Raw genomic sequence first — 22,509 nt, 5'->3', positions numbered from 1 at the left:
CAATAACAAAGCTCACGGTGTCGTTTAATTCATTTTCACGACAAAAACAGACATTTATTGACTCAGCTAAGACTTCACGAGAGCGAGTTCAGATTCAAGCGCCTCAAGAAACCACCTTACCTTTCGAGGTAAGTATTGACTCATGGTGTAAAGAGCATTGATCTCAAAACCTTTAACCGGACATTGAGGTAACACTTCGACAAGTTCGCCTGAGGCTATCGCATCTTCATAAAGCCAACGAGGTCCCCAATTAATGCCTAAATCCGCCAACACGAATTGTTGAATAGACCGCAGGCTGTTAGCCATCACGTTACCTTGCGCAAGTGAAAATTCAAACGTATAACCGGACTCAAACTGGATAGGCATTTTTGTTTGTTCTTTGGAGTAAAAAACAAACTGATGGTGCTTTAAATCGTCAATGTCTTTAGGCACTCCGGTATTCGCGAGGTAGGCTGGACTGCTCACCAACACCCTAGGGATCGTTCCTAAATGCTTAGCATAAAGATCTGAATTTGCTGGTTTACCGATTCGGATTGCGACGTCAATGTTGTATTTGGGTAAATCGGCTAAATTAGACCCCGTCAGCATTTCAACTCGCAATTGAGGATGTTGTTTGAGCATTTTGGTCAGGATAGGTGCGATGAAATAGTCACCTAAATCAACGGTAGTTGCGATACGTAACAAACCGCCAATTTGAGTTTGATTACAAAAGAGCTCGGCTTCTAGAGTTTCTTGTGCATTTAAAAGATGCCTCAGTCCTTCGTAATACGCCAATCCAGATTCTGTGGGAATGGTTCTAACGGTCGAACGATGAAACAGTTTGGTGTTCAGTCGCGCTTCTAATTTAGCAATCTTACGACTCACCGTAGACGGCTCAATATTCAATTCTTCCGCTGCTTTTTTAAGGCTGCCCACTTCAACCACTCGGACAAATAGGGCTTCTGAACTTAACATAGCTAATTGCATAAATGACATTTAGGTTTTGCAATTTTAGGCATTCATTACAAATACAGCAATAAATAAACTGACTCCATTGAGCTAAGACTCAACTGACTTTAACCAAACAATGGAGAACGCCATGACTCGTTTTTTACACTTTGCACAAACAGCCTTATTGTTTGTTGCCAGCGTGTTGTCTCTTAGTTTGCCGACCTTGGCCACTGAGACAAAACCATATCAAGAAATCGCTGAAAACATTTATTCGTACAGTACTGATGGTGGCTACATTGCCATGTTCGCCATTACCGCGAAACAAGTCGTTGTGTTTGAGACCATGAATTCAACGCACGCAAAAGGCATGCTTGCGACAATTCGTTCATTAACGGATAAGCCAATTAAATATGCCTTTCAAAGCCACAATCATTGGGATCACGCAAGTGGCGGCCAAGTGTTTTTAGACAATGGAGCTCAAACGATTGCTCATGCAGAAGCTGCTCGTTGGATGACGGCAAATCCATATCCCGACATGGTAATGCCTTCCATGACGTGGCAAGGTAAATTGGCGCACTTTGAGGTTGATGAACTGGATATCGAGTTGCATTACTTCGGCATGAACCACGGGTTAGGGATGACGGTGTTTTTTCTCCCTAAACAAAAATTGGTTTACTTGGCCGATATCGTTACGCCAAATCGAGTGATTTTCTCCGTTGTACCTGACTTTAATTTGAGAGAGTGGGAGCGCAGCTTGCACGATGTGTTAGCGCTCAATTTCACTAAAGCGGTGTTTTCACACAACGAATATAAAAACTACCTCGCAGCGGGTAACCGCGACGACGTTCAAGCACAACTTGATTATTTGCGCGACCTACGCCAAGCGTTTTACCAAGCGCTAAAGGAAGGCACAAACCCAATGCTCATTCCAAGCACCTTGAAACTACCTAAGTATGAAAACTGGGTGGGCTACAAAGAGTGGTTGCCAATGAATGTGTGGCGAATCTTAGCGGATGAATTTATGGTACCATTTCCGTGGCATCCTGACGAAACCGCGAAATAACCAACGACAAGATAGAGAGGAACGACACCCGCGTTTCTCTCACCTTATTTTAAGATCACTAATCTGCAAGTAGACGATTGTCATCTCGATTTCTACGACGATATAAGAACGGAACGCCCACAGAGAGTGAGATCAACGTCATTAGAGTGAAGTTAACAATCGCAGCAAAAATAAAAAATGGGTCGAGATAGTTCAAGCTCGAGTATGAACTAAATTGGAAAATAACGGATCCGACAACGCTGGATGCAATCGTTGCGACAGGAAATTTTCTAATGAACGCATGCGCAACAGTCGAGACAATGATACCAATTCCCAGTAACACAAATAATCCAATAATGCCTTCGTTCATTGCGGTACATCCTTTTCAATCAAATCGTGAGAGTCGCTCTTCTCTGAGCGTTTGAGACCGGAGAATAACCTCTTGTTATTCGTCTCTTGAACCGATACTAATTTAAGAATTTTGCTGAGACAACACCTGAATGCAAAAAATAATACATTCTTTTTTATTATCCATAGGAGTAATAATATACAAAGGTATTATTTTTGCATTTGAGTAAATAATCTAAATCACGCTGAATACGGCTAAAGTAAAGCCTTTAGTCTGCCCATTTGCGTTGGATATTCATCATTAATCGCCCGATTAATACAATGGCAATCGCGCCAGTTAACACCGGTGTCAGTAAAAACATCCAACTTTGCCCAGACAACATGATTAATAACGGATTTGCCCCCGCTGGCGGATGCGTAGTTTTGGTAATCAACATTGCACTTACGGCAAGTCCTGTCGCTAACGCCATCGAAACGGGCGTCACCGTAAAAAACTGCACGAACAAAACACCGATAAATGCCGTAATAAGATGGCCAATAATGACATTTTTAGGTTGTGCCAGCGGACTTTGAGGCACACCAAACACTAACACCGTTGTCGCCCCAAACGGCGCCATAAGTAACACCACGTCTTGAAAAGACGCATCAAAAATAGACAGAAAAGCAATGGCAACGAACGCACCGAAGCCTGCAAAAAGTGAAAGCATTACGTTTTTCATTATTCCCTCGTTTTTTAAAGTAGACCGATTTGTCTACCGGAGCTAGAGTAGACAAATCGGTCTACATCTGTCAATGTTTACGTGATTAATCGAGAAGGTTGTAAAGACAGAAAAGGAAAGCGAATGAGTTCAAAGAGACAACTTTTAATTGATACGGCGCTCGGCTTGTTTTACCACAAAGGTATTCATGCTGTTGGTGTAAACGAGATTTTGGCAATGTCTGGCATTGCCAAAAAAACCTTATATAGCCACTTTGAAAGCAAGAATGCACTGTTGATGGCAGCCCTTGAGGTACGCCACGAACGTTTTATGACATGGTTGTCACAAACGCTAGACAATACGCAAACAAGTCAACAGCTTATTGAGCGGCTATTCAAAGGCTTAGCAACGTGGTTTAACAGCGAAGATGACACATTAGGCCCATTTCGAGGGTGCTTTTTTATAAATACCTCCGCAGAATTTAGCGAAGTCGATGAACTCATTACGGCGTACTGCCGTGCACATAAGGAAGCCGTACGTGATGAAATAGCACGGCACTTGCCCGAACAAAATGAACCTTTGCTTGAAGCTATTTTTGTGATGATGGAGGGGGCTATCGTTACCGCTCAGATGACCCATCAGGGCGAACTTCTGTGCCAGAGAAGTGCAGCAATGCTTACGCGTCTTTGCAATGTTCAAAATCAAGCGTAACGCCTCCGTATAGCTGTGATTGGTATTGTCATGGGGACGTGGTATAAACACCTCATTAGCAAGAACAATAATAATCACCGCTATGCTTTATTACTTCAATGACTTTGTATTTGACAGTCAATCGCTTGTGCTGATGCAAGGTAAAACATCTGTCGCCATCCGCCATAACGAAGCACAGGTGCTCAAAGTATTGTTAGAACACTCCGCCATGGTTGTGAGTAAAGAGCTGTTACTTGAACTGGTCTGGCAAAACAAAATTGTGTCTGAGCAGGCCATATTTCAGAATATCAGTCATCTGCGCGCACTATTCGGTAACGACGCCATTAAGACCTTTGCTAAACGCGGTTATCAATGGCAACTTGCCTTTGAAATAGGGCAGCAGGAGGTAATTCCCACAACCGTTCATGTTGCTAAAAAAACACCAAGGACGTCTTTGTGGGTTGCCTCTGCGTTCACTTTCTTGCTGATCGTCGGGCTTTTTATCAGGCTGACGTCAAACGAGCAATCGACATTTCCAAGTATATCAACCATTCCATTTGCGCTTGATGGCAATGACAACACCTCTGTAGCTTGGCGTCCAGCGACCATTTCAACACAGCCTATCGAATCGCTCTCGGCGTCTCAATTCCAAGGTGCGGAAGCACTTAACTACAAGAAGTTAAAAACAGAGCATCCTCTTATTTTAGTGGGAGATATAACAACAAGTGATTCTCAATACTTACTCGATTTTACGCTCACCGGCGGCGCATCGACATGGAATGGTCAACTACTTGGTCGTTCCATTGAACAATTAAACGCACAACTCGAGGCGCATCTCACTAAAACGGAGATAATCGAACTGGTTAACAGCCCCATGAGTGCTGATATCCGAGTCGCAAAACTGTTACTCCTCCACCAGCAACATGAACATGATTTAGTGGTCTTAAATCAACTGGTGTCGGCTTACGTCAACACGAAGCAACTCGACATTGCCATGACGCTTGCTGACAAACTAGAGCGTCTTGCACTTGCCCTCAATGAGCCTCAACAAAATGCCAATGCGCTGTTACTTCAAAGCACCATTTTAACTGAAAAAGGACTTTATGAGCTGAGTGAGTATAAACTTACTCGTGCCATAGATTTGTTTAAGAAGCACAACGACTACAAACGTCTTGCAGATGCTTATGCAGCCCAATCGTGGTTGCTTCACAAAAAACAGGATTATTCTGCGCTCAAAGACAGTCTGCTCAAATCAGCCCGTTTCGCGCAGACATCAAAAGATATTGAACGCGAACTCCATGCATTGACCTATCTGTCTGTGATGGCCCATAAGCACCATCAAGATGAAGACGCCTACTTCTACTTGCAACAAGCTAAGGCGCAAATGGACACTTACGCGCTACCGCAATATCAATATGCAAAAATACCTTTCCATTACGCGATTTATGCGAAAACAGCTGCACAAAAAGAGCCTCATCTACTGCGCGTGCTCGAACTTACCGAGCTAACACCCGATCACTGGGTAGCACAATCCAGCCGAAAACAATTGATGGACTATTACCTAGAATCAACGCGTTTCGATAAGGCGGAGCAACTCGTCGCGTCTCTTGCCAACGACAACGCTGAAAACAACTTGCTACGCGCGCGTCTGGCTTTTTCGAAATCCAATGTTCATGAGTTTTCGACCCTTGCGACCAAAGCATTTGAGCAAGCTCGAAGAACAGGGCAGGTGAGCCTGAGCCTAGACATCGCTTTGCTCCTATGTAGTGCGCCAGAACTTCAAACGAACTACGACTTCTATACGAACTACATTAGTGAACATGCAACACCAAACTGGTCTGAGCAAAACAAACTTAAGCTCAACGCATTAAATATGATTTGATAGGGATGGTTTTACAAAACGGGTTCTACCCTAGCAAAGTGCAAATATCGCAACCTACAAGGCCCACATCTAGGATTTTACAGGTTTAAAAATAAAGCGTGTCCAGCAACCTGAACCAGTAAATAACGGATGGACAACCATTCACAAGGGCTGGTTAACACGACGTAAGGCAAGTATGTACTTGCCTTAAACATCCGTTTTAGTTGTCGCTAACTACATTAATTGAAACCAATTGAGTTTCCAATTTGTTGATTTTGATTTAAGAGTAAGCATCAACTTCCCCTCTGGAAGGTACACTTTCTCACCAGTCTGAGTTTGCCATTGATGGTAACCTCCCGTGTTTTTAATGGTGGCTTTCGCAATCGGTTTGTCATCCAAATAGACCGAGAAACCTTCAACATCTTTTGGCGCTGCAACGCGATAACTCAGCTGATAGTAGCCTGCTTTACTGACATTCAATTGATAGCTAAATTCGGCACTCGCTTCGATACCGTTGCGACCTGATAAATTGAAATCGCCTCGACCATCGGTGCTCATTGCAATACTGGCTCCAGTTAAAGATTTCACGTGTTCAGCTTCTATTTTCCCAGGTACTTGCGTAAAACCAAGAGGAGACAACACCGCTTCACTGTAAGGGCTTTGTGTCTGCCCTTTAATTGCCACCACCGTATATTCCACTTGGTGTGCTGGAGTCGGTTCTTTAAACATAGGTTCGTTGATATTGGCCGCAATTAAACGAAACATACCTTCTCGTACTTTATTGCGGTAAACCCGATACTCCGTCACAAGAGGGTCTGGGTGCTTGTCCCATGCGAGCGAAACAAGTCCATTGCTTTCAGTAAGAGTGAGATTTACGACAGGCTCAGCGAAGTTAAAGCGATCGACTCGATTGAGTTTTTCACGTATCTGCGCCTCATGTAGCGAAGCTTCAAACAGTTGAGTCTCTTTATTCTTTGTGCCGCTTTGTCCATCCATCGCGACACGAAACCCGTCCACACCGCCAGCGAAGTCGTCTGGAATACTGGTACGAAAACTGTGCGGCCAGTTATTCCAATGCCAACTTCCTCCGCGCGTTGAGCGCTCTTCACAGTTCGCTTGTTGATATGCAGCCCCCGTCGGCGACGCATTGTCATAATTCTCTGCGTAACAATCGGCCATGAATTCCAATACGTTACTGACAATATCATGCACGCCAAAAGGATTCGGTTTATACATTCCTACAATGCTTGCATACGCCGAACCGTCAGAGCAGTTTGCCATGCCAGTATCCCAATTTTTATAACTCGTATTCACATCACGCTGTAAGCGACTTTCACCATACAAATCGGCCGTATTCGCGTATTCACATACAGTGGTACGTGACTCATCATCACCAAAAAAATAGTCGGTTGAAGTTCCAGCCCTAGCTGCATATTCCCATTCGGCTTCGGTAGGCAAACGATAGGGTTTACCCGTTTCTTTTGCCAACCAATCGACATAAGCTTTTGCTGCGCGCCAGCCGATACACACGACAGGCTGAAATTCACTTGTAGTCAGTGCATTCTGTTGCCAGTTACCTTTCGTTGCGGGTTTGAACCATCCATCCAGCTCGTGCCGACATTGTGTAGGCATTGGGTAGTTCGTCGCTTCTACAAATCGTGCAAATTCTTTCACCGTCACCTCATATTTCCCCAAGCTAAATGAATTGAGAGAAACAGGATGCACAGGTTGCGCACTTTGTCTTTTTAACGTGCCCATCTCAAAGGAACCCGCAGGAATAGTTACCATGATGGGTTCTATAGGACGAATTGATTCACCAGCGTAGAGCGTTGAACTCAGTAGGCATGCGCCCGTTACCAATGCTAATTGAGAGTATGTCATCTCGCGTTCCTTAACGTAGTTTTATTAGTCGAAGCGAGTGTGACGAACGAGATGCATAACGTCTTAGGAAAGAGTTATTTTTTCTCCTGAATAGAAAAATGATAGAAAAACAAGGGATGAGTAAAGTTAACTTATAATTCAAGCGATTGATTATTATAAATAAAAAAAGAATTGGTTCTTTCCCTCGTCGGGCAGCCCCGTAGGAAAGGGAAGAGTAAAACGATGAATTAACGCATGGATCACGCCAAGACAAACTTAGCAACTGGGCGACGCGTATACGCCTTTATGTTCAAATTTCGATAATGCGATGCTCCTACTTTTAGAGCATCGACTTATCTAACAGGAGTAAATTAAGCGCGGTGTTGTTTTTCAACCATCATCTCAACAAGGTATTGAATGCTAGAATCAAAGTCTTGATATTCAGCTCGATACTTAGGCCCAAGACTGGATTGCAAACGTTTAACGATGCTTTCTACACTTTCAGCCTGCGAAAGACCATTTTTTACCCCTTTCCAAGCCGCTGTCAAAAAAGCAATGTCTCGGGAAAGTGCACGTTTCGGTACTCGTTCGCCATGCCCTGCAAGTAGCGATACTGGTGCTAACTGTTCGATTTCTTTTAACGTAGTAATAAGATTCGGCACGTCGCCGCGAGGCGTCATAATTGGCAAGTAATTTTTGCTCAGTAAATCACCACTGAATGCAATGCGTTGTTTCGGCAGCCACAGATAAATATCGCCTGGCGAATGTCCATTTTGAGCAAGGTAGAATTCAACGTCCACATTACCGAACTGTCGTTTATGCGTTTTATCAATCATAGATGTTGGGTATACCAACGTACTTTCCCCGGTTGCGCCTTTCGTCATTTTTTTAAATGCTTTTACATCAATCGGCCCATCCAGTGCCATTGTCTGTGACGCGAGTGAAGTTGAAATAAACTCCACATCTGGCGATTTAAATGCACCATTGCCAAGCCAATGATCCGCATGACTATGAGAGTTCACTACCCATCGGATCGGTCTATCGGTCACATCTTGAATTGCACTTTTGATTGCCTGACCAATTGGCTCAGACGATCCTGTGTCAATCACAAGCACGCCATTGTCTGTAACGATAAAATGGCTATTGGAGTTCCAACCTTGGTTTTCCGCTGTTGGACGACCATAAGAAGGGGCGACGATACTGTATACGTTGTCACTCACTTTAGTCGCAGAGAACTTAAGTGGTGTGGGGGAAGTGCTCGCCGATACGAATGTACTGCTCAAAAATACAAAAAAACTCATACACTGAAAAAGTTTTAACATACGTAAGTCCTACCTTTTTATTGTCGTTATTAGTCGGATGTATCAAAAGCTTTTTGGTCCCTGCAAAACTACCACTTTGCTCAAAATAAACTCAAGTTAACAAAGCAGAGAAAGTGTAAGCAAGCATGAATAGATATGTGTTAGAGCCAAGGCTTCAAATCCCGTTTTGTGCTCATAGACCATGATTAATAAACGTTGCAGCAGCAATATTCGAGACCTTGAACTATGCTGCCACTCCTACGCCTATGTATTTAAACGCGATATCACAGTCACCTAAGTCATGTAAACAGATCCCAACATCGCCACACCAAATATTAGAAACGTGAAACCGCTCATTTTATTGAATCGTTGACGTTTTTCGTCATTCTCTACGAGTTGCTTGAGCTGACTGGCAAGTGCAGCATAGCCAAAATAGATCATAAAATGGATAACTGCACTGACAACACATAGCGTAACCACTTGCGGTATTAACGCTAAAGTTGGGCTAATAAATTGAGGCAAAAGCGCTGATACAAAAATTAATGCTTTTGGATTTAACAATGTAACCCAAAATGCCTGTTTGAAAATCGGCCATGGTTGATGATGCAATGAGGACTGCATGCTATCTGCATTAGTCTGAGTAACGGGCGCGCGGTATAACTTTATGCCTAAATAACATAGATAAGTGGCGCCTATCACTTTAATAAGTATGAGTAGTTCACTCAGTGCCAACATAACGGTTCCTAAACCAGTCGCACTTATGATCAACAAAAGTTGAAATGCAGCAACGTTACCGAGCACGCCTAATCCGGTCACTTTCTTGCTATGGTTCATGCCATTATGTACTGCAAGTAACACGGATGGCCCAGGTGATAGAAAAAGAACGGCAATAACCACTGCGTAAGTTATGTATTGATCGATATTCATTTAACTTCCTTCTTTATTAGTGACGTTACAGCCATAGCCATAATCACGAAGAACATTGCTTACACGTATCCTGTAATTGCTGAAAAGCTCACTTTTCCCTTTTTCTTGAGCGAGTTGGTGCTCAAAATGCGCTTTCCACTGCAAAATAGCCGCTTCGGTTTGCCAAAATGATAGAGACAAAAACGAATCTGCGTCCGAGAGGCTTTGAAAGCGTTCTACAGAAATAAATCCGTCAACCTGACTGAGCGCTCCTTTAAGTGCCTGAGCCATTTCAAAATAGCGTGTCTTTCCCTCAGCGTTGAGCGTAACTTCAAAGATTACCGCTATCATATGTTTTCTCCTTTAGGGCTTTGTAGGTACGTTGACAAAACAGGTCGCAAAAACGTGCGCCTTTCAGACACAATAAACCTTTCAGTTTGAGCAAAGTTAAAATTGCATTGACCTTGTTCAGACACATGTAATCGGCGTCTGTAACTTTCATAATTTGCTAAAGAATCGAAGCTGATTAAGCCGAATGCTTTGTTATTAGTGCCTTCGTGAGGTAAAAAATACCCAAGTAACTCGCCTCCACATTGGGGAATAATTTTGCTCCAGTTATCGGCGTATTGTTCAAAACAATCTAATTTGAACGGGTCGATTTGGTATTCAATAAAGCAGGTTATTTTCAAACGGGTTGTCTCCATTTCGGTTTTTTGGCAGTCTACGTGCCAATCAAGTGTGATGCTTCGATGGCCACCGAACTATGAGGGGATATATGGAACCAAACATTGCCTACATCGGAAACTTGCTTGGCGATACAGCCCGCTCAAAAATGCTTACCGCCCTCATGAGTGGTAAAGCGTTAACCGCAACAGAGCTATCCCTTGAAGCAGACATCACGCCTCAAACAGCGAGCAGCCACCTAATGAAACTGGTTGAAGGTGAACTGTTAATCGTTCGAAAGCAGGGTCGTCATAAATATTTTCAGTTAAAGAGTGCAGAGGTCGCTGAACTTATTGAGCAAATGCTGAATCTCAGCGCTTTGGTATCGCCCTCGCGAATTTCCACAGGCCCTAAAAATGAAAGGTTGAGAAAAGCCCGAATTTGTTACGACCATCTCGCAGGGGAGTTAGGCGTCAAACTATTTGATGCTTTGCTAGACAACGGCTGGCTCATTGAAAACAATACCGAACTTGCATTAACAACTTCAGGACAGGCGTTTTTTAGCAAGATTGGCGTTGATTTTAGTGTCTTTAAAATTAGCCGTCGGCCAATTTGCAAGGCGTGTTTAGATTGGAGTGAAAGACGAAGCCATTTAGCGGGCAGCCTCGGCGAATGGGTATTAAATGATGTGCTAAATCGCAAGTGGGCAAATCAAGATTTGGACTCTAGAGTGATCCAGTTCACGCCAGAGGGCCTTAAAGCCTTTACAAACAAGTATGGAATCTAAATTGACTCACTAAAGGGTCGTTTAGGTTTAGTCACACAAAATCAGTGTAAAGCGGCCAATCATCAAAACGAGGTCTATTACGTTGACCTTAATACCGAGTTATGGCTCGAGTTCTAGTTTTGCTCTCTCCAGACTCTCTGCGGGTAGCTCTTTGGTGACAGAAACGCCTAATTCTTTAAATTCGGAAGCCTGTTTGATGAGATTACCTTTCCCCATATAAAGCTGAGAAAATGCGCGTTCATAGCTCTCTTTGGCTTTATCCAACTGTTTTCCAACCCCTTCCATACTGTTCAGGAAACTATTTAATTTACTGTAAAAACGTTCGGCACGCTGAGCGAGACTCACGTGCATAATGGCTTTGTGCCTCAAATCGCCAAAGCTGTTTAACAATGTTCAAACTGGTGAGTAGGGTAGTGGGGGTCGCCACTAAGATATTGCGCTCTAACGCTTGCTGGTAAAGCGTAGGTTCGCATTTCAAGGCTTCAACAAATGCAGACTCGATAGGCATAAACAAAATAACGACTTCTGGAGAATTTAACCCGGGTAAACTTTGATACATTTTATCCGCTAACTCGTTTATCCGAGCCGCAACCGCATTCACGTGTTCCTGTAATGCCTGCTTTGCTTCTACCTCGGTTTCTGCATTCACGTAACGTGTATAAGCGTTAAATGAGGTTTTCGCATCAATGACTAAATGACGCTCTTGCGGTAAGTGAACAATCACATCTGGACGATATTTACCTTCTACCGTATTGAAATGAACTTCACGCTCATAATCCTGACCAAGTCGTAATCCCGCGCTGTCTAACACATTTTCCAACATCAATTCCCCCCAATTTCCTTGGGTTTTCTTTTGACCTTGTAGTGCTGTTGTAAGTCGATGAGCTTGCTCGGTAATTGCTTGACTGTTTGCTTGTAAATGCAACAGTTCTTGTTTGAGCGCTGCACGTTGTTTGAGGTCTTCGCTATGGATAGCCTCCATTTTATCGCGAAATCCTTTTAGCTCACCTTGTACGGGCTTTAATAATTGCTCAATGCTTTGCTGGCTCATGTTTGTAAACTTGGCGGATTTCTCTTCAAAGATTTGATTCGCAAGTATGCTGAATTCTTTTTTCAAGTGCTCTTTCGCCGCTTCAAGTTGTGCGAGCTGTTCTTTGAAAGATTGTTCTTTCATTTCGAGGGTATTGCGGATGCCGTGCAGTTCTATCTCTAATTCTTGGGCAAGCGCTTGAGATTCTTTGGTTTCTGTTTGTGATTGGCGCCAATATGCATTCAATTGGTGATTTTGTTGTTCGAGTTGTTCTGCTTTGGTTTTGAAATGCTGGGCAAGTTCTTTGCTTTGACCAAGTTGCTCTGAGAGTGCTTTATTCAATGCGTCAGATTCAGTAAGTGCATCCTTACTAACCTTTAACTCTTTACCAAGTAAAATTGCATTAGAGCGGACAGAAAAATACAAAGGCAAGGTGGCGAGTAAACCCACACCGGAACCGAGAAGAATGGATAACCAATTCAGAGTGATAAATTCCATGGAATGCAGCCAATGTATTGTTCTTTTTTAAGAATAATACATCAGCTCAGAGAAATGACCTAGAGATTGCCCGTGTCTTTGAATTAGTCTGTCAGCTGTTGGGCGTTATAACGGTATCCCGCTCCATAGACCGACTCGACAAGTTTTGGACAGCAATCGAGTTGCTTGATTTTTTTACGGATATTTTTGATATGGCTATCGATAACGCGATCAGAAATATCAAAGTTATCCGGCTGAATGTAATCCAATATTTGCTGACGAGAAAACACCCTGTTCGGTGCCTTGTAGAGCAAAGCAAAGACTTCAAATTCAACTTTTGTTAAACCAAGCGATTTACCGAATAAATTCACAGTCAACGCGTGTTCGTCTACTTCAATTTGATTTACGGACGTCGATTCAGCCGCAACAGGCATACAACGACGCAAAATCGCTTTAACTCGCATGACAAGCTCAGCGGCACTAAATGGCTTACAGACATAGTCATCTGCGCCCACTTCCAGCCCTTTTAATCGATCTGCCTCTTCTGCTTTGGCAGTTAACATCACGACAGGCACATGCGAGAATGTGCGGATTTCGCGTAAACAGTCTACCCCATTTTTATTAGGTAACATGATGTCGAGGAGCACTACATCCGGTGAGTGAGTCTTAACACTCTCAATCACCAACGCACCATCAGCTATATGGGTAGTTTTAAATCCGCTTGCTTCAAAAAATAACTTAACTTGCGCAGCGATATCAAAATCGTCTTCCACAATTAAGACGTGACTCATGATGTTTCTAAACCTTAATTACAACCTTTCAGTTGTTTTAATTGGCGCTCAACTTGACGCTTTAATTGAGACGATAACGTATCATCAAATAATAACATACCTAAGATACTTTTGAGATCGTCACTATTCGCCACTTCTTCAACTAATAGTTTATCTAAGTACGATTCTGTCTCAATAAACGTCAGTTCCGTAGTTTTCCTTTGTGCTTCGATTTGTAACATGATGGCGCTCCTCCATTTCAATGATGTAATTTAAATTCATAAATATGGATCAAATATGGAAAGGATTTATTTGTTGAAAAAACATTCACAAAGAGCCAAATAAAAAGCCGACACATTGGTCGGCTTCATTACAAATACGTAATCAAAAAGGGGGAAATCAACATATGCTTACTGACAATTGCTCAACAAGCATAATTATAGACTTCGGCTTTGTTCGAAAAGTTCCAACTATTTTTAGAAATTTGTAACTTATTTCGATTACGTACAGAAATCAGTCAGTTTAACTATCAATTCAAGTGCACCACTTGCCACTAAAAGGCGAAATGCGCCTCTGTGTTCACAGCTTACTTTAATAACTCAAGCATTTGTTTTTCGTCGAATTTACTCAAACTAATGCTTTTATCCTCGAACAATGCATCGACCAAAGCCTGCTTATCCTTTTGCATTTGATACACTTTTTGTTCTATCGAGTTGTTCATAATAAGCTTATAGACAAACACGGGTTTGTCTTGCCCAATTCGATAAGCTCTGTCTGTAGCTTGCGCTTCGACCGCTGGATTCCACCAAGGGTCAAAATGAATGACTGTATCTGCTTGAGTTAAATTCAACCCCGTACCGCCAGCTTTTAAGCTTATCAAGAATACATCACTGTGACCTTGAGTGAATTCACTGATCACCTTGTCTCGATGACGGGTTTGACCCGTCAGCATAGCAAAGCGGATCCCTTGTTTAGTGCATTGCGCTGCAATTAGATCCAAAACACTCGTAAACTGGCTGAAAATAATAACCTTACGGCCTTCAGCCAACATGATAGGTAGGTGATGACCCAGCCACTCAAATTTCGCACTCAAGGCAGTCGAGTTCGCATCGACAAGACTTGGGTGGCAACAGATTTGACGCAATTTCAACAGGGCGTCTAGGAATGCCAGTTTACTGCGTTCAACCCCTTGCTCTCTGAATAGATCCAACAATTTAAGTTCAAGATTCGACAGCACAGCTTGGTACAGTGCCGATTGCGCTGTCGAGAACTCCAATTCTTTAACCAACTCAGTCTTACTTGGTAATTCTTTTACCACGTCAGCTTTCGTTCGACGCAAAATAAACGGTGCTAACAATTGCTTCAGCTCGGATGCACGCTCACGGTCGTTGTCGCGTTCAATAGGCAGCTGGAAATACTGTTTGAATTGTTGTTTGGTACCAAGAACATCTGGCATAACAAAATCAAGCAGTGACTTAAGCTCGAGCAAGTTGTTTTCAACCGGCGTGCCGCTCAAACACAGTTTAAAACCCGCGGACAGCTGTTTTACGCATTTTGAAATTTGCGCTGACTCATTTTTAATGTATTGCGCTTCATCTAGTACAATAGAATCGAAATCCAGCCCTTTATAATGGGTTAAGTCACGCTTTAGCAACGGGTAAGTTGTTAAAATAAAACGAGCTTTTGCCAGTTCAGGGAAATACTTTTCACGCTGAGAACCGTGAATGGTCAACAGCGGTAGATGAGGAGCGAAACGCGCAAATTCACTCTGCCAGTTGCCAACTAAGCTCGTTGGGCACACGATTAAACTCGGTTTCGTTGTCAGAATATTGTGCTGCGAAATAAAGTACGCGATAACTTGCAGTGTTTTACCAAGGCCCATGTCATCGGCAAGAATACCGCCTAACTTATGACGGTTGAGGAAACTTAACCAATGCAAGCCTTGCTGCTGATAGTCACGTAATTTAAAGGTTTGTTCGCCAAGATTCTGCACGACTTGCTCTGCACTTTGAGGTGTGTTCAATTCCTCTAAATAACGTTGCAGCGCTTTGTCTTTGCAATCTGGATTCACCGCCGAATAATTCATCAGCGAACGAGCAAAAGATAACGGGAACTTGAACTGAGAACTTGAGGCGTAATAGCTAAATCGGTCCTGTAGCTCGAGCAACGCACTGTACGCTTCCATTGCGATGGCGTAGATCTTGTCGCCAAGTGATACGTAGTGGAATTTATTTGCGAACTGATTCGCTTCCAACTCAGCACTCTTATCCCAATGTAAAGAAATAAGCTGGCCGTCGAACCTCACCTTACCGAGAATATGGTGATGACTGTCTCGTTTTAGCTCAAGCGTAACTTTAGGGGTATTTACTTTGTATTCAGGCCCTGAGCCTAAAATGCTCCAGCCTAGTTGGATGAGTTGAGGCTTAACTTCGTACTCAAACCAATGGCTTGCGGTATACCCTGTCAACGGTAGCGTAAACAACCACTTTTCGGGGTCGCTTAAAACTAAACCAAAACTCTTAAGTTGCGCGGCCGATTTGCTGAGTTTTGCCTGTAAATCGTCTTTCAAAACTTGCTTTGCCTTTGCAACAGACAGCGTCATCACAAGCTGTTCATCGTCGCTTACGTCCAACATCAAAGTTGGAGCGAGAGGATCAGTGGCTTTTACAATCGAAGAAGACTTTTTCAAATGTTTAGGGGCAGGCACGATTTGCGGTCCTAAAATACTTTGAAATCGCGAGACAACTTGCTCTAAGCGCGCGTCAGGTATCGCCGGCATATTCATCATGTGGGCAAGCTGTTTTCCAGACAGCGCGGTTTGTACATAGCCTATTTGGGACAATTGAGTGTCCAAATACATAGGTGGTTCAGTTTGCACCAATTGCCACGCATGTTCAGAACCTAATGTAAAAGCCAGTTGCCAATCTGATTTCGAGGCTTGCCAGTTTAAATCGAGTTTTTTCGCCTGACTCACGGTGACGGGATTTCGCGAGCTTGAAAAGAAAAGTCGTTTTGTTCTCGCCATTTGCATGAGGGCATGCACACCCCATTCACCACTGATAATAAGATTACCTGGTGTATTTTGTGAACGAACCCAACTGAGCAAACGGAAATCAGATTCAAGCAATCCTTTGGGTACGACTTGACTGTTTAGCTGTTGCTCAGTCAGAGCTCTACCTAGCGGATAATGTCCATCCGGACGATAAGGACTCATTTTGGGTTGTAAAACAAGCTCTTTGCCCTTAGCTTCAAGAATAAAGAGGAGGACTTGATCTTCGATGATCGTGTTGTTTAGGCTAATGGTTTCGAGTTCATTCAACCAATCGTTGACTAGAAACTCTTCCCCAAAACCACCCGAGTTGTCTATCTTCAGCTTTAGTAACACTGCCGCGATGTGGCGACATTTTGAATTTCGAGAGCAAGTACACTGCGCTTCCACGGAAGGCTCACCTTTCACCATTCGAATACGAATGTGCTGAGTGAACGTGTTGCCATGGTTCCCTAATATTTGGGCGTCTATTGTTGAAAACGAACTAGAATGTTCTAGAAAGCTAATCTGACCGTCATTCAGATATTCTTTAGCTTTTGTCAGCAGTGCAGCATTAAAAAACTGCTTTAAAAACCGCTCAGAAAGCGGAAACTGCTGTGCCTGTTCTTCCTTAATTTCAGCAAATAACGCGAATAATTGCTCTTTAGACAGCTGAGATGACATTGACCCGAGGTAACGAATGAAATATCCAGCCAGTATATGACTTTGTTGAGTTGAGCTAAAGGGAAATTATCGCATTTTCTGGGCTTTTCATACTGGTTGGACATGAAAAGGACTCATTACGAGTTCCCCTTAAATTAATTGTAACCAGCTAACAAACGTTGCAATTGTTCCAAGCGTTTGTCGGTCATTACCCGATTATCTATCTTGATTGTAACATCGCCACTTTTTAAGTTGCGCTGTAATTTAACAAAATCACTACTCACTAACATCTCTGTACGTGTTGCTTTTTCATCAAACGTCGTCAAATATTTGGTAATAAGCACAGCTTTCTTGTCATCAGACAAGTCTTCATTAAAGAAAGATTGGCTTTTTACTTCATTAACGAGCAAGTCAAACATTTCTTTGTCTTCTTGGATTGCCGCAATGAGCTTTTTAGCAGCTTCTCGACCTAAGTGGTTTGCCGTTGGATACAGTTCCAATACTTGTTGTGGAATGGCTTCATACGCTTTAATTGAATCAGCGACAGCAGTATGAGATACACCTTCAATCGCTGCTATTTCGCGGTATGAACCCTTTTTACCTTGTTCGATTAATGCATCTCGCGTAGCGCAATAAGCTTGGCCCAATTCCCACAAACTAGGTGCGATATATTGATCTGATGAGACTGCCAAGGCTTCGGCATCCGCTTCAGTAAAATCCGTCGACTGTAATACAACATAATCAGCACCTGCCATGAGGCAGGCTTTTCTTCGACGAGTCCCTGCAAGTACAAGGCACTGATCTTCTTTAATCCAACAAAGAGCTGGGTGTAAGTTACGTCCATCCGCTTTGATTGCAGGAAGAATATCTGAGACCGCTTTTTCGTTCAAAAGTGCTTGAACACGTCTATTTTTGCCATAAACCGTCGTTGATGCTTCGATTAGATCATGCGGGATAACAACACACTTTAAACGAATGACACGGCTTGAGTCACTCGGTGAGGGCATCGTGATAACATCGCCAACATTCACTTTTTCTAATAACGCGTCTAACGAACCCGCTTCAACAGGAGACGCAAAAGGATCGATACTAGTGTCATTTTTTCTTTTTTTAACCACGTGCTACTTCCTTTACGCCGTTTCATCTAGTTGAGATTGTGTTGAACCCCAGTTTGCACGGATCAACATTTCTAATTCATCGACGACGTCTTTAATGTTTTCTTGTGATTTTATCAATGATTCGCGACTCGCTAAACTGTCAGACGTTTTTTGGTCAAAAATAGTGTTAAACGACGACGAGCTTGCTGTAATTGCAGCGCTATGATTAATCGGATAACTCATGACTTGACGACCAAAGGCGCTTCTCACGTCCTTTACTATGTCGCGTTGAGAGTGATTTCCTTTGACATAATTGGTCACCACGAATTGCATGAAATCCCAACCCTGATGGCCGAGTGCAGCAACGGTATGGTAGATCTCGCCTAATCGCTTTAAATACTTATTGTTTGCATCGAAATCAACGGCTTCAGGATGAACGGGAATAAGCATCGCCGTTGAAGCCATTAAAGCATTGTAAAACATGAAGTTTAATGACGGAGCAGTGTCTATTAAGATCAGATCAAACTCATGTTCAATAGGTTCAATAACTTTCTCTAGTAGCTTATGGTAGTGACGAGTTTGAGCATAACCTGAGCTTTCCTTTAACAAAGTCGCGGTTTCATGCTCAAAGTAAAAGTCATCCATTCCTGAGGGTAATACGCGAATGTTTGGAATATGGGTAGGTCTAAACGATTGACTCACTACTGATTCCCATGTTTCACCGTCATCAAGTTCTATGCAATCACGCATAAGATCGCCAACGGTGATCGGATCAGGCTCACTGCTTGGGAAAAAACTAGACGAAGAACCTTGAGGATCGAGGTCAATAATGCCAATGCGATAACGTTTGATGTTTGTCGTCGCCAGCGCTGCTGCAATATTTACTAGACTCGTTGTTTTACCACAGCCACCTTTCAAAGAGTTGATCACAATCACTTGCAATTTATCCGAAGGTTGCCTGTGATCTGGCTTTATACCCAAAACTTCAGCCATTTCGAAAATATTACTTAACGTATAAGCATAATGACCATTAGCACCTTTCTTAATGTCTATTGCATCAAAGTCACCTTGATCGTGTCTGCGTTTTAACGTTCGGTTGTTACAACCCAGTAGGTCTGCAGCTGCTTTCTGTGTGTATGTTCTAAGCTCTTTATCTTCTGTTTTTAAGTGAGACTCGATAATGTTGAATTCTTCCTTCAAGTGACTTTTCGGCGACTTCCGCCGTGGCTTTTAACAGGCGATACGTTGCCAGCGCTTTATTATTGATAGACATACACAATATCCTCGATGTAGTGTCTATTATTATATTGTCCATCTCTTTTGTTGTAAAACTATAAATTAATGGACATTACAAAAAGTTTTGATTGTTTCCTTACTTTAAGAATAATAAGTTAGTTTAAGAATGGTTAATATATAAGGTACTAAAGGCTAGAGAACGGAAAATAGCATTTATCTTATTGTTTTTATTGAATTTAGTATATAATTGTTGGATCGTAAAATTACCAAGTAAAGATCAGATCTTTACATACAAACAGATCGGAATATTACTAAGCCCTATTTATGCGAGACTAGATGTGCACAATTTACACACAGAATTACTCACAAAATAGGAAGTTGAGATCCAAATTTTACTAACTAAAACAGAAGTTTAATCCACAGAACCATTGAAATTGATAACGTAGAGTAGATATAGATCGGATCTGCACTAAGTATAGATCCGATCCATACCAGCTCAACACGTAGTTATCCACAGCTGGGCTTGTAAACCCCTTATTTTGAGGGATTCAAAGGTGGCAATGCACTTCAATAAGCGCATTAAGTTAGTAAAAATTAGATCTTACTCGTATTACTTAGTAAAATATTGATCTCGAAAACAGCTGCACTTAGTAAAAATGTGATCTCGAAAATATGTTTAGCTCGGATCAGTTTTTTACTAACTTAAGACATTAACTTTTGTCGCTGATTGTGGTGTTATTAGCTGTCAAATATTTTAAGGAAGTGGAACAATGAGCCGTAAGGTTAACATCTCGGTTGAAAATTTGCCTGATACACTTCGCGGGCAGATCCACGGGGTGGAAAGCGCTATTGATAATGAAAGTCTGGCGTTGTTCACTGACAACAAAGATGTCAGAGTGACATTAGAAAATTCGAAACAAAGTCTTAGAGCTTACTCGAATACCTTTAACCATTATGATCTTTGGGGTAGATTTGTCCGCTCAGGTCACAAAAAGTTGCCACTTGAAGAAGCACCAAAGAAAACCATCGTCACTAGACGTATATCTGAAAAGGTAGATGGAGTGCTTTATGAGGGCGAAATCAAGATTACGCCCGCAGTTGTGAGCAGTAAGAAAGAAGGTGACGAAGTCGAGTATTTGGTTTGGCCATCGGATAGAGAAGAAAAAGTAGAACGAGCACTCATTCGTCTGGCTTCAAAGGGTAAAATTGTTAAAATCAATTTTAAGTCCGGTATTCAATATGCCGTGATATTTTCGATGAATGAATTGGCTCAAGAGCCTCAAAGCAGTTGGTCAGTCCATGCCTTATCCGCAAATCAAAGAATCTTTAGAAGCACTACAAGGTTCAAAGTTATCGTTTAAATATACAGCGGTTGATACTCGCAATCCGGAAATTGATGATTCGTTTTATGAGTCAAATATGAACTTTTTGTCTTCACTTCATTTTAGTGGGAAAAAGGGGCAGGGCGGCAATATCAAATGCGTTGCTTGTTTGAATGCTTTCGTTCACAACATGATTGATAATCTCGAGTACAAAGGTTACTACTTTAACAGCGCACAAGAACTAAAACGTGGTCTTTCTCGTTGGATGATGCTTCGCTTGTATCATCTATGGCGTTATGCTGCACCAGGTAAAACATACCATTTCCGACTCATTTCGATTATGGAAAAATATGGCACTATTGGTGATGACGATGAAATTACAGAAAACAAGCTCAAAGCACTTCGTCGAGACATGACTACCACGATGAAAGATCTTATGGAAAAAGGCGCAATTTCATCATACGAGATCTCGAATATTAAAGATGATGATAATGGGAAAATCATAGATTACGTCTATGAAATGCATCCTTCTGCACAATTCTGTGAGGAGATTTTAACGCTTAACAAACACCATAAGCGAATTGAAATTCAAGGTGGAAAACGCAGACGTTGAAGTCATCGATGAAGACACATTAGAAGAAATAGTAAAGGATTAATAAGGTTTCAAAGCTTCATTGCACTAAGGCCACAAATGTGGCCTTTTTAACATAATTAATCTGCTGTTTTTTCCAAATAAATCCTATCTACAAGAAAATCATATTCCTTTTTTCTTGGGTTTGGCTTTGAGGCAACAAAGTCGTTTAAGTCCCCGAGTTTTATTTCTTCGCTTGGATTCAATACAAAAAATGGTAGAGGCTCCACTAACGTGGTATCGATGCGTGTTGGTAAAACGGACATTCACTTCTGGGGTCACTCGTGTTGGTCGTCGTATTCTCAATTTATCAGTAGATTTTAATGAAAGAACTCTAGCTTTTTCGGACTCCACTAATTTTTGCCAAGATGCTTGGTCTATCATTCTTGGATTCGAATAATTCGAGGAACGTTCTAAAAGTGCTAATGCCTGTTCCTTCGTAAGCGTTTTAGTTGCGTGCTTTTGCATCCAAGTAAAGCGAACTGACTTTGGTTCGTCCGATTCAAAATGTATTTGTCGATAAGCGGCGAGGGTGATTAAACCTGGAATGGCGGAGTGAACAAGTTCAAATCTGGCGTCATTATTGTTGATGGAAAGTACGATTTTTTTGAAATCGAGCTTAGCCTGATTAATTTGCCTAAGTCTATTTTCAATAATTTTTTCAGGGTCATTAATGCAAATCAATCCGGGGTGGCGTTTAATCACCTTACCACTTTGGTTTTCCTTTAAGAACAAATCTCGAAATGCACTAGAACATTTTGTTAGTGCTTGTTCACCCACATAGGTAGAAACATCGATTCGTTCAGATAACTCTTCTTCCATTCCTTTTTCGGTCGTTGGCAATTCGAAGTATTTACAGCTCAGTATTTCTACAGAGTCCATTTCTTCGCATAGTAACGTTAAACATTCATTTAAATAATTAAAGGCCGCGGAAAGCTTAAATTTATCCATAAGAACACATCATACAATAAGGTGGTTTCTGAATTATACATTGCGCTTTTCTTTGGTCAATTTTTTTCGTTTACAGGTGTATATTGCTGAGACGTCATCTTTTGATTAAACAGTATGATGTGTTCTCCTCTTTTCTTGATGTTCACTGTTGCAAAGGCAACACAAACCTCGTTTGCATGTAAGATGTGTTCGCTTGTAGGCCTTATTTTCCTTGCTTG

The 22,509-nt window shown here is 42.1% G+C and carries 17 protein-coding genes and 3 pseudogenes; 5 read left to right on the top strand and 15 right to left on the bottom strand.

The features are described 5' to 3' along the window. Nucleotides 1-66: 66 nt before the first annotated feature. Entirely contained in the window at nucleotides 67-975 is a 909-nt protein-coding gene (locus tag J5O05_RS20680; RefSeq protein WP_244370118.1) for a LysR family transcriptional regulator, read from the bottom strand. 103 nt (nucleotides 976-1,078) lie between these two features. On the opposite strand from J5O05_RS20680, the gene J5O05_RS20675 reads away from it, so the two are divergent. Continuing rightward, nucleotides 1,079-1,993, top strand: a complete 915-nt coding sequence (locus tag J5O05_RS20675; protein WP_208844826.1) for an MBL fold metallo-hydrolase — start codon at nucleotides 1,079-1,081, stop codon at nucleotides 1,991-1,993. A 58-nt stretch (nucleotides 1,994-2,051) separates the two neighbouring features. On the opposite strand, the gene J5O05_RS20670 is transcribed toward J5O05_RS20675, so the two are convergent. Together J5O05_RS20670 and J5O05_RS20665 are read right to left on the bottom strand one after the other, a co-directional pair. Beyond that, the gene (locus J5O05_RS20670; protein ID WP_208844825.1) at nucleotides 2,052-2,342 is read right to left on the bottom strand and encodes a hypothetical protein; all 291 of its coding nucleotides are present in this window, start codon (nucleotides 2,340-2,342) and stop codon (nucleotides 2,052-2,054) included. A 247-nt stretch (nucleotides 2,343-2,589) separates the two neighbouring features. Next, nucleotides 2,590-3,039, bottom strand: coding sequence for an HPP family protein (locus J5O05_RS20665; RefSeq protein WP_208844824.1), 450 nt, complete (start codon nucleotides 3,037-3,039; stop codon nucleotides 2,590-2,592). A gap of 123 nt (nucleotides 3,040-3,162) precedes the next feature. Here J5O05_RS20665 and J5O05_RS20660 point away from each other — a divergent pair, with 123 nt between their 5' ends. Beyond that, nucleotides 3,163-3,729, top strand: coding sequence for a TetR/AcrR family transcriptional regulator (locus tag J5O05_RS20660; RefSeq protein WP_208844823.1), 567 nt, complete (start codon nucleotides 3,163-3,165; stop codon nucleotides 3,727-3,729). 82 nt (nucleotides 3,730-3,811) lie between these two features. Next, a complete protein-coding gene (locus J5O05_RS20655) occupies nucleotides 3,812-5,590 on the top strand; it encodes a winged helix-turn-helix domain-containing protein (protein ID WP_208844822.1) in 1,779 nt (592 codons plus the stop codon). A 213-nt stretch (nucleotides 5,591-5,803) separates the two neighbouring features. On the opposite strand, the gene J5O05_RS20650 is transcribed toward J5O05_RS20655, so the two are convergent. From J5O05_RS20650 to J5O05_RS20630, 5 genes are all read right to left on the bottom strand, one after another. After that, nucleotides 5,804-7,450 carry an SUMF1/EgtB/PvdO family nonheme iron enzyme gene (locus J5O05_RS20650; protein ID WP_208844821.1) on the bottom strand — a complete coding sequence of 549 codons (1,647 nt, stop codon included), beginning with the start codon at nucleotides 7,448-7,450 and terminating at the stop codon, nucleotides 5,804-5,806. Between the two features lie 350 nt (nucleotides 7,451-7,800). Next, entirely contained in the window at nucleotides 7,801-8,751 is a 951-nt protein-coding gene (locus tag J5O05_RS20645) for an MBL fold metallo-hydrolase (protein ID WP_244370117.1), read from the bottom strand. Nucleotides 8,752-9,024: 273 nt separating this feature from the next. Further along, entirely contained in the window at nucleotides 9,025-9,657 is a 633-nt protein-coding gene (locus J5O05_RS20640) for a LysE family translocator (RefSeq protein WP_208844820.1), read from the bottom strand. Beyond that, complete coding sequence (locus J5O05_RS20635) at nucleotides 9,658-9,987, bottom strand: antibiotic biosynthesis monooxygenase family protein (protein ID WP_208844819.1); 330 nt, start codon at nucleotides 9,985-9,987, stop codon at nucleotides 9,658-9,660. Further along, complete coding sequence (locus J5O05_RS20630) at nucleotides 9,984-10,340, bottom strand: NIPSNAP family protein (RefSeq protein ID WP_208844818.1); 357 nt, start codon at nucleotides 10,338-10,340, stop codon at nucleotides 9,984-9,986. The genes J5O05_RS20635 and J5O05_RS20630 overlap by 4 nt, the downstream gene beginning before the upstream one ends. Before the next feature lie 71 nt (nucleotides 10,341-10,411). On the opposite strand from J5O05_RS20630, the gene J5O05_RS20625 reads away from it, so the two are divergent. Then, nucleotides 10,412-11,086, top strand: coding sequence for an ArsR/SmtB family transcription factor (locus J5O05_RS20625; RefSeq protein WP_208844817.1), 675 nt, complete (start codon nucleotides 10,412-10,414; stop codon nucleotides 11,084-11,086). Between the two features lie 99 nt (nucleotides 11,087-11,185). Here the strand turns inward: J5O05_RS20625 and J5O05_RS20620 are convergent. From J5O05_RS20620 to J5O05_RS20595, 6 genes and pseudogenes are all read right to left on the bottom strand, one after another. Next, a pseudogene (locus tag J5O05_RS20620) lies at nucleotides 11,186-12,614 on the bottom strand (DNA recombination protein RmuC). Nucleotides 12,615-12,697: 83 nt separating this feature from the next. Beyond that, nucleotides 12,698-13,384, bottom strand: coding sequence for a response regulator (locus J5O05_RS20615; RefSeq protein ID WP_208844816.1), 687 nt, complete (start codon nucleotides 13,382-13,384; stop codon nucleotides 12,698-12,700). A 14-nt stretch (nucleotides 13,385-13,398) separates the two neighbouring features. After that, nucleotides 13,399-13,605 carry a hypothetical protein gene (locus J5O05_RS20610; protein ID WP_208844815.1) on the bottom strand — a complete coding sequence of 69 codons (207 nt, stop codon included), beginning with the start codon at nucleotides 13,603-13,605 and terminating at the stop codon, nucleotides 13,399-13,401. 344 nt (nucleotides 13,606-13,949) lie between these two features. Next, nucleotides 13,950-17,075, bottom strand: a complete 3,126-nt coding sequence (locus J5O05_RS20605) for a DEAD/DEAH box helicase (RefSeq protein WP_208844814.1) — start codon at nucleotides 17,073-17,075, stop codon at nucleotides 13,950-13,952. A 134-nt stretch (nucleotides 17,076-17,209) separates the two neighbouring features. After that, the gene (locus J5O05_RS20600; protein WP_208844813.1) at nucleotides 17,210-18,172 is read right to left on the bottom strand and encodes a transcriptional regulator; all 963 of its coding nucleotides are present in this window, start codon (nucleotides 18,170-18,172) and stop codon (nucleotides 17,210-17,212) included. 12 nt (nucleotides 18,173-18,184) lie between these two features. Next, nucleotides 18,185-19,424: pseudogene (locus J5O05_RS20595) on the bottom strand (AAA family ATPase). Between the two features lie 733 nt (nucleotides 19,425-20,157). Between J5O05_RS20595 and J5O05_RS20590 the strand changes: the two are divergent. After that, nucleotides 20,158-21,365 (top strand): annotated as a pseudogene (locus J5O05_RS20590) (replication protein A). Between the two features lie 98 nt (nucleotides 21,366-21,463). Here the strand turns inward: J5O05_RS20590 and J5O05_RS20585 are convergent. After that, nucleotides 21,464-22,222: a DNA replication terminus site-binding protein gene (locus J5O05_RS20585; RefSeq protein ID WP_244370195.1), complete on the bottom strand. Its 759-nt coding sequence runs from the start codon at nucleotides 22,220-22,222 to the stop codon at nucleotides 21,464-21,466. Nucleotides 22,223-22,509 lie beyond the last annotated feature (287 nt).

It is taken from the genome of Pseudoalteromonas xiamenensis, from assembly GCF_017638925.1.
Taxonomy (GTDB): Bacteria; Pseudomonadota; Gammaproteobacteria; order Enterobacterales; family Alteromonadaceae; genus Pseudoalteromonas; species Pseudoalteromonas xiamenensis.
The sequence above is the reverse complement of the archived record's forward strand: the minus strand, read 5'-3'. Positions and strand labels throughout refer to the sequence as shown.

Bases quoted from the DNA above. Each gene is read 5' to 3' on its own strand.
- J5O05_RS20675 (WP_208844826.1), top strand. From the start codon at position 1,079: ATGACTCGTTTTTTACACTTTGCACAAACAGCCTTATTGTTTGTTGCC.
- J5O05_RS20635 (WP_208844819.1), bottom strand. From the start codon at position 9,987: ATGATAGCGGTAATCTTTGAAGTTACGCTCAACGCTGAGGGAAAGACA.
- J5O05_RS20655 (WP_208844822.1), top strand. From the start codon at position 3,812: ATGCTTTATTACTTCAATGACTTTGTATTTGACAGTCAATCGCTTGTG.
- J5O05_RS20645 (WP_244370117.1), bottom strand. From the start codon at position 8,751: ATGTTAAAACTTTTTCAGTGTATGAGTTTTTTTGTATTTTTGAGCAGT.
- J5O05_RS20615 (WP_208844816.1), bottom strand. From the start codon at position 13,384: ATGAGTCACGTCTTAATTGTGGAAGACGATTTTGATATCGCTGCGCAA.
- J5O05_RS20605 (WP_208844814.1), bottom strand. From the start codon at position 17,075: ATGTCATCTCAGCTGTCTAAAGAGCAATTATTCGCGTTATTTGCTGAA.
- J5O05_RS20670 (WP_208844825.1), bottom strand. From the start codon at position 2,342: ATGAACGAAGGCATTATTGGATTATTTGTGTTACTGGGAATTGGTATC.
- J5O05_RS20660 (WP_208844823.1), top strand. From the start codon at position 3,163: ATGAGTTCAAAGAGACAACTTTTAATTGATACGGCGCTCGGCTTGTTT.
- J5O05_RS20625 (WP_208844817.1), top strand. From the start codon at position 10,412: ATGGAACCAAACATTGCCTACATCGGAAACTTGCTTGGCGATACAGCC.
- J5O05_RS20630 (WP_208844818.1), bottom strand. From the start codon at position 10,340: ATGGAGACAACCCGTTTGAAAATAACCTGCTTTATTGAATACCAAATC.
- J5O05_RS20610 (WP_208844815.1), bottom strand. From the start codon at position 13,605: ATGTTACAAATCGAAGCACAAAGGAAAACTACGGAACTGACGTTTATT.
- J5O05_RS20585 (WP_244370195.1), bottom strand. From the start codon at position 22,222: ATGGACTCTGTAGAAATACTGAGCTGTAAATACTTCGAATTGCCAACG.
- J5O05_RS20640 (WP_208844820.1), bottom strand. From the start codon at position 9,657: ATGAATATCGATCAATACATAACTTACGCAGTGGTTATTGCCGTTCTT.
- J5O05_RS20680 (WP_244370118.1), bottom strand. From the start codon at position 975: ATGTCATTTATGCAATTAGCTATGTTAAGTTCAGAAGCCCTATTTGTC.
- J5O05_RS20650 (WP_208844821.1), bottom strand. From the start codon at position 7,450: ATGACATACTCTCAATTAGCATTGGTAACGGGCGCATGCCTACTGAGT.
- J5O05_RS20665 (WP_208844824.1), bottom strand. From the start codon at position 3,039: ATGAAAAACGTAATGCTTTCACTTTTTGCAGGCTTCGGTGCGTTCGTT.